The organism is Thermohalobaculum sp. (assembly GCF_058622915.1).
In genome coordinates, this window is the sequence record NZ_JBZSYN010000048.1 from 1 (window position 1) to 7,535 (window position 7,535).

General features: G+C 65.8%; 6 protein-coding genes. 2 read left to right on the forward strand and 4 right to left on the reverse strand.

What is annotated here, in order from left to right; all coding sequences use genetic code 11:
- Positions 1-458: 458 nt before the first annotated feature.
- Complete coding sequence (locus tag AC32QD_RS04205; protein ID WP_492009231.1) at positions 459-1,397, forward strand: glycosyltransferase family 2 protein; 939 nt, start codon at positions 459-461, stop codon at positions 1,395-1,397.
- 37 nt (positions 1,398-1,434) lie between these two features.
- Here the strand turns inward: AC32QD_RS04205 and fdhF are convergent, their stop codons facing one another.
- From fdhF to AC32QD_RS04225, 4 genes are all read right to left on the reverse strand, one after another.
- A complete protein-coding gene (gene fdhF, locus AC32QD_RS04210; protein WP_492009232.1) occupies positions 1,435-4,221 on the reverse strand; it encodes a formate dehydrogenase subunit alpha in 2,787 nt (928 codons plus the stop codon).
- Between the two features lie 172 nt (positions 4,222-4,393).
- Positions 4,394-5,029 carry a LysE family translocator gene (locus tag AC32QD_RS04215; protein ID WP_492009233.1) on the reverse strand — a complete coding sequence of 212 codons (636 nt, stop codon included), beginning with the start codon at positions 5,027-5,029 and terminating at the stop codon, positions 4,394-4,396.
- 38 nt (positions 5,030-5,067) lie between these two features.
- Positions 5,068-5,700: a glutathione S-transferase gene (locus tag AC32QD_RS04220; RefSeq protein WP_492009234.1), complete on the reverse strand. Its 633-nt coding sequence runs from the start codon at positions 5,698-5,700 to the stop codon at positions 5,068-5,070.
- A complete protein-coding gene (locus AC32QD_RS04225) occupies positions 5,697-6,968 on the reverse strand; it encodes an MFS transporter (RefSeq protein WP_492009235.1) in 1,272 nt (423 codons plus the stop codon). The genes AC32QD_RS04220 and AC32QD_RS04225 overlap by 4 nt, the downstream gene beginning before the upstream one ends.
- Positions 6,969-7,180: 212 nt before the next feature.
- Between AC32QD_RS04225 and AC32QD_RS04230 the strand changes: the two genes are divergently transcribed.
- A partial coding sequence (locus tag AC32QD_RS04230; protein ID WP_492009236.1) for an ABC transporter transmembrane domain-containing protein occupies positions 7,181-7,535 on the forward strand: 355 nt, incomplete at its 3' end.

Consider the following 7,535-nt stretch of genomic DNA (forward strand, 5'->3'; position numbering starts at 1 on the left):
CCACGGCGCTGGGCATCCTGCCGCTGACGGCGGTGACGGTGTGGATGGGCGCGGCCATGGTGGCGCTGAGCTGGCCCTGGCTGATGGGGATTTCAGCAGGCGGGGTCGTGGTTGTGGTGGCGGGGCACTTGTGGTGGCGGAAGGGGCGGGGGTAGAGGCGGCGCTGCGCGAGGGCGCCGGGGGAATGTTCGCCCATGACCTGTTGTGGCTGTACCTGTTGTGGCTGTGGTTGGTGACCTTCGCACGACAGGTTGAAAAAATGATTGCCCTTTCAGGGGTAACGAAGAGACCTGATAGGTCAAGTCTCGGTCATCGCTTGAAGCCACGGACCAGAGTTCGCGCGGCAACGCCTCTCCCACAGCAACCATTGACGTCCGCTCACTGAGCTGGCCAACTGAGTAACCTTGACCGGTCGTGCCCAGCGTGGATGCGAAACGTGCCAAATACCGTAGGATCTTATGAAGCCAACTATTGCACTTTTAGTCCCGTGCTTTAATGCACAAGGCTTTGTGGAATCCATCTGCGGGGATATCGCCGAGCAGACCGATCCGTTTGACGAAGTGATTTTTTTTGATGACGCTTCGACCGACAACACAGCCAGTTTAATCGAGTCTCATGGCTATCGCGTTATTCGCGGCAAGGTAAATAGTAACGGACCAAGTGCGCCAAGAAACGCTCTATTAAGAGCATCATCCAGTGATTTTGTTCATTTTCACGACATTGATGATCCAATACATAAGGAGTTTGTAAGTAAAATGCGCCCAGAACTTAATTCAAATACGGTATATATGTGTGGATTCGTTAAGGTGAGTGATATAACAGGTCTCATTGAATATTCTACTCCAAATAAGATTCAACTAGATTCAGACTCAGTTTCCTATTTTATAAAAACGTTTCACCATATTAATGCTACAATATTTCCAAATAATAAAGACGACGTTGTTTTTTCTGAGTCGCTTGAATTGTATGAGGACAAACTTGTTTTAATTGTGCTCGCGGCCCTTGGGTATAAATTCAGGATCGTTCCTGAGGTTCTTGCTACTTGGAATATAAGGACTGGGTCGCAAATGACATCAAGATCGTGGAGAGATGCTAACAAAGCTTTTGTTTCGTTTCTTTATCTTCTTCCGAACTTGACGAAGAGCCAAGCGCATAATGTAATAGAATATGCTATAAATAAAGCTTGGCAGAGTTACTATGAGAGTCGAATGCGATTTTTTATTAGAGAGATTGAAAAAAGTTTAATACACATTTTAAAAGAAAAACAAATATACACGCGCAGTGAAGGCGCATTATTTAATTTTTTTCTTTCGAAATTTGGACTCGAATTTGCCTTAATTGCGAAAATGATTTGGAGCGACCTGCGCCACGGCTTGAGCAAGACTAGAAGTGGATGAACTGGCGCGGTACCAGGTACAGTTCCGCCCCTCGGCCCTACTCCGCTGCCACCTTCTCTCCCTCGCCCGCCTTCGACACCCGGCACGCCGAGTACTTGAACTCGGGGATCTTGCCGTAGGGGTCGAGCTGGGGGTTGGTCAGGACGTTCGCGGCTGCCTCGACGAAGGCAAAGGGGATGAACACCATGTCCTCGGCGATGGCCCGGTCGGCGCGGGCGGCGAGCTCGATGTGGCCGCGGCGCGTCTCCACCCGGATCAGCTCGCCCGGCTCGATGCCCATCAGCTTGAGCGTGCGCGGGTTGAGCGCGGCGGTCGCCTCGGGCTCGGACCAGTCGAGCACACGCGCGCGCCGGGTCATGGCGCCGGTGTGCCAGTGCTCGAGCTGGCGGCCCGTGGTCAGGATCATCGGGTAGCGCGTGTCGGGCGTCTCGGCCGGGGCCACGATCTTGGCCGGGGTGAACTTGGCCCGCTTGTCCGCGCGCGGGAAGCCGTCCGAGAACACGATCGCCTGGCCCGGGTCGTCGGGCGAGAGCGAGGGATAGGTCACCGCGTTCTGCTTCTCCAGCCGCTCCCAGGTGATGTTGTCGAACGACTTCATCGACTTCTTCATCTCGGCGAAGACCTCGCGCGGGTGGGTGTAGGTCCAGTTCAGCCCCAGCCGCTTGGCGATCTCGACCGTGATCGTCCAGTCCTCGCGCGCCTCGCCCGGGGGCGCGACGGCGGGCCGGCCCATCTGCACCTGGCGGTTGGTGTTGGTCACCGTGCCGGTCTTCTCGGGCCAGGCCGAGGCGGGCAGGATCACGTCGGCGTAGTTCGCCGTCTCGGTGAGGAAGATGTCCTGGACGACCAGGTGCTCGAGCTCGGCCAGCGCCTGGCGGGCGTGCACCACGTCGGGGTCGGACATGGCCGGGTTCTCGCCCAGGATGTACATGCCGCGGATCTCGCCGGCATGGATCGCGTCCATGATCTCGACCACGGTCAGGCCGGGCTTGGGGTCGATCTCGGTGCCGTCCCAGATCTCGCGGAACAGGTCGCGCACCTTGGGCTCGGCGACCGAGAGGTAGTCGGGCAGGACCATCGGGATCAGGCCGGCGTCGGAGGCGCCCTGCACGTTGTTCTGGCCGCGCAGCGGGTGCAGCCCCGCGCCCGGCCGCCCGACATGGCCGCACATCAGCGCGAGCGAGATCAGGCAGCGCGAGTTGTCGGTGCCGTGGATGTGCTGCGAGATGCCCATGCCCCAGAAGATCATCGCCGCCTTGGCGTCGGCGAAGGTGCGCGCGACGGTGCGGATGATCTGGGGGTCGATGCCGCAGATGCCGGCCATCTTCTCGGGCGGGTAGTCCTTCACATGCGCCTTGATGGCGTCGAAGCCCTCGGTGAAGGCCTCGATGTACTGGCGGTCGTAGAGGCCCTCCTCGACGATCACGTGCATGACGGCGTTCAGCAGCGCCACGTCGGTGCCGGGGCGGAACTGCAGCATGTGCGTGGCGTGGCGCGCCAGCGCCTGGCCGCGCGGGTCCATGACGATCAGCTTGCCGCCGCGCTTGACGAACTGCTTGAAGTAGGTGGCGGCGACGGGGTGGTTCTCGACCGGGTTGCAGCCCACCGCGATGGCCACGTCGGCGTGCTCGATCTCGTTGAAGGTGGCGGTCACCGCGCCCGAGCCGACGTTCTCCATCAGCGCCGCGACCGAGGAGGCGTGGCACAGCCGGGTGCAGTGGTCGACATTGTTGTGGCCGAAGCCCTGGCGGATCAGCTTCTGGAAGAGGTAGGCCTCCTCGTTCGAGCACTTGGCCGAGCCGAAGCCCGCGACCGCCTTGCCGCCGCGGGTGTCGCGCAGGCGCGCCAGGCCGCCGGCGGCGGCGTCCAGCGCCTCCTCCCAGCTTGCCTCGCGGAAATGCGTCTTCCAGTTGGCGGGGTCGACGTTGAGGCCCTTGGCGGGCGCGTCCTCGCGGCGGATCAGCGGCTTTTGCAGCCGGTGGGGATGGCCCACATAGTCGAAGCCGAAGCGGCCCTTGACGCAGAGCCGGTTCTCGTTCGACGGGCCGTCGATGCCGTCGACATAGCGGATCTTGTCGTCCTTGATCTTGAACGAGATCTGGCAGCCCACCCCGCAATAGGGGCAGACCGAGTCGACCTCGCGGTCGTAGTCCTTGGAGTCGCCGTGCTGCTGGTCGTCGAGGACGCTCGCCTCCATCAGCGCGCCGGTGGGGCAGGCCTGCACGCACTCGCCGCAGGCGACGCAGGTGGAGCGGCCCATCGGGTCGTCGAAGTCGAACACGATCTTGGCGTCGTGGCCGCGGCCGGCCATGCCGATGACGTCGTTGACCTGCACCTCGCGGCAGGCGCGGACGCACAGGTTGCAGTGGATGCAGGCGTCGAGGTTGACGCGCATCGCCAGGTGGCTGTCGTCGAGCAGCGGCACGCGCTCGCCCTCGAGCGCGGGGAAGCGGCTGGCTGCGACGCCCTGCATCTCGGCCATGTCCCACAGATGCGAGGAGCGGTCGTGCGCGGCCTCGCGCGCGGGCTGGTCGGCGAGCAAGAGCTCCATCACCATCTTGCGCGACTTCGCGGCGCGCTCGGACTGGGACTTGACCACCATGCCGTCCTTGGGCTGGCGGATGCACGACGCGGCGAGCACGCGCTCGCCGTCGATCTCGACCATGCACGAGCGGCAGTTGCCGTCGGGGCGATAGCCGGGCGCGTCCTTGTGGCACAGATGGGGAATCAGCGTGCCCTGGCGCTTGGCGACCTGCCAGATGGTCTCGCCGGGCTCAGCCTCGACCTCGATGCCGTCGAGCGTGAATTTGATCGTTTCGGTCATCGTTTCATCCCCGTGGTCGCATGCGTCGGCTGGCTGCCCCTGTGGTATACCAGAGATCGAAGTCCATGCAATGGGGGCCGACCCCACCATTGCGTCTAACCGTTAGACCTATTGCATCCGTGAAGAATTGCGACAGGGCAGCGGGCATTTCCGCCAACCGGGCAAGGCGGCTTCAGGGCCGCAGCCCGATGGCGGAGGCGAGCAGCGTGAGGCCGAGCGAGCCGAAGAACAGCCCGACGCCGGCGTTGATCCAGCGCCCGGCGCGGGCATAGGCCTGCGCCGCGTGGCGGGTGGAGAAGGCGAGGCCATAGGCCAGGTGGCCGAGCGCGGCCAGCGCCGCGGCGCCGAGGATCATGGCGAGCATGGCGGCGTCGCTCATGCGGCCGGCCGGGATGATCGAGATCACCACCAGCCAGGTGGTCAGCGCCTTGGGGTTGGTGGCGAGGATGGCCAGCGTGATGGTGAAGGCTTGGCGGGGCGTGACCACGCGGTTGCGGCCGATGGCGCCGGACCAGTGCCAGGCGCGGCGGACGTAGCGCGAGGCGAACCACAGGAGCAGCGCGCCGCCCAGCGCGGTGAGCGCGGTCTTTGTAGCGGGCAGCTCGCGAAACAGCACCGCCGCGCCCAGCACCGCGGCCGAGGCCCAGACCAGCACGCCGAGCATCACTGCCGGGACCACGGCCAGTGCCGCCCGGCGGCCCGAGCCGAGCGCGATGGCGATGGTGTTGAACACGTTCGGCCCCGGCGACAGCACATTGGCGCCGAAGACGACGAGGGCGGTGGCGATCTCGGGCCAGGGGGAGGTCATGCGGGAGAGGTCATGCGGGCGAGGTCAGGGGCCGGGGCTCAGTCGGGAATGGCGGTGGCCTGCATCGCCGGGGTCCGGGCGAAGTCGGCAAACCAGGCGGCAAGGGTCGGCGCCTGCTCGCGCCAGCCGAGCTCGGGCAGGCGGAAATCGACATAGGCGAGCGCGCAGCCGGCGGCGACGGAGGCGGCGTTGACGGAGGCGGCGTTGACGGGGCCGCCGTGCACCAGCGGCGTGCGCTCGAGCATGGCGATGCCGCGCGCTGCCTTGGCGGTCTGGCCCTCGACCCAGGGCTCAAAGCGCGCCGCCTCGGGCCTGAGCCGCCACTCGTAGGCGGTGAGCAGGGTGGCATCCATGATGCCGTCGGCCAGCGCCTCGGCGGTCAGCACGGAGAACAGCGCCGCGCCCTCGGGGTAGAGGCCGCCGCCGGCGCCGCCCGCCGCGCGCCAGTCGAGGTAGCGGCAGATCACGCGGCTGTCGAACAGCGGCTCGCCCGCCTCGGTCACCAGGCAGGGGATCTTGCCCAGCGGGTTGGCGCCGACGGTTCCCTCGTTGGGCTCGAGCGGCGTGCCCGAGCCGGGGATCAGCTCGACCTCACCGAGCTGGCCGGTGAGCTGCAGGGTCACCATGACCTTGCGCACGAAGGGGGATCGCGGGGAGTGATAGAGTTTCATGGCTCTCTCCTGCCGGTGTCGCCGGCTGCGGCGGTTGCGTGCGGCCCCTCGCCATTGGACCGCTTGAACAGGCGGGCAAGCACCATCGAGGTGCGCGGCGTGTAGCGGTAGGGGGTGACCGGCGGCGCGCCCGGGCGCCGGGTCATGCGGTAGAGCGTGAACAGGATCAGCGCCAGGTGGCAGACCGCGGCGAAGGCGAACAGGGCCGAGGGGCCGAACTGCATGACCAGGCGGGCGGTGATGACCGGGCTGACGATGGCGCCGAGGCTGTAGAAGAAGGTCAGCGCGGCGTTGAGCTCGACGATGAAGTCGGGCTCGGCATAGTCGTTGGCGTAGGCCGCCGACACCGAGTAGATCGGATAGGTGCTGGCGCCGAAGAAGAAGGCGGCGAGGAAGATGAAGGTGGTGGCGCCGGGCGCGACGGCGAGCACGGTCCAGGTGCAGCCCAAGATGGCCAGGACCGACAGCCCGATCAGCACCAGGCGCCGGTCCACCGCGTCGGCAATCCAGCCGACCGGGAACTGCACCGCCGCGCCCCCGACCACGGCGGCCGAGAGGAACAGCGCGATCTCCTGCTGGTGCAGCCCGTTCTCGATGCCGAAGACCGGGCCGATCATGCGGAACGAGGCGCCGGTCAGCCCGGCCACGACGATGCCGAAGGTGGCCGAGGGCGACAGCTGCGCCGCCTTGATCGGCCTGAGCCGCGGCGCCGAGGGCGTGGTCGGCTGCACGCTGCGCGTCAGCGCCAGCGGCAGGATGCACAGGCAGCAGAACACCGCCACGATGTTGTAGGCCCAGTAGGCGCCGGGGTTGAGCACGGCGATCAGCCCCTGCGCGCTGAACTGGCCGAACAGGTCGACGACGCGGAAGACCGCGTAGATCCGGCCGCGGTTGCGGTTCTCGACCTTGGCCTGCAGCCAGCTTTCGATCACCGTGTAGGCGGCGGCGATGGCCAGCCCGGTCAGCAGCCTGAGCCCGGCCCAGGCCCAGGGGCCCGCCAGCACCGGGTGGAGCAGCGCGCCGATGGCGCCGATGGCGGCGGCGGCGGCGAAGGCGCGCGAATGGCCGATGGCGCCGATATAGCGCGGCGTCAGGTAGCAGCCGGCGAGGAAGCCCACGAAATGCGCCGAGCCGAGCACGCCGATCTGCTCGGTGGTGAAGCCGCGCATGGCGCCGCTGAGCGCATCGAGCGGGCCCAGCGTGCCCGAGCCGAGCTGCACCAGCAGGATCGAGGCGAACAGGGCGGCAAACGAGATCAGGGTGCGCATCGATCGGGATCTCTGGATCGGGGTCTCTGGATTTGGGTCTGTGGGTCCGGGCTGTGGTGGACGGCGCGCCCCGATTCGCCCGCGAGCCGGCCGAGCGTGGTCGCTTCCCTTCGCCATATGGGCCGAGCCGTGCGGGCCGGTCAATGCGTTGCCTTGCGGCCGCCGGCCGGGGTTGGTATTTCCCGGCGCTGTGCACTTAGGAGGGGCCGCCCTTGTCCGCCAGCTCGGGCCCGGACCGCCACGCCGCGAAGAAGACCGACCGCCCCAAGGCCGCGACCATCGGGCCGCTCAAGGGGCTCAAGCCCTATCTGTGGCCCTATCGCTGGACCATCGCGGGCGTGGCCCTCGCCCTGATCGCCGCGGCGTGCTTCACGCTGGCGCTGCCGATCGCATTCCGCCGCGTGACCGACGCTTTCTCGAGCGGCAACGCCGGGCTGATCGACAAGTACTTCATGGCGCTGATCGGCGTGGCCGCGGCGCTGGCCTTCTTCACGGCGCTGCGCTTCTACCTGGTCAGCCGGCTGGGCGAGCGGGTAATCGCCGACCTGCGCAAGGCGGTGTTCGACC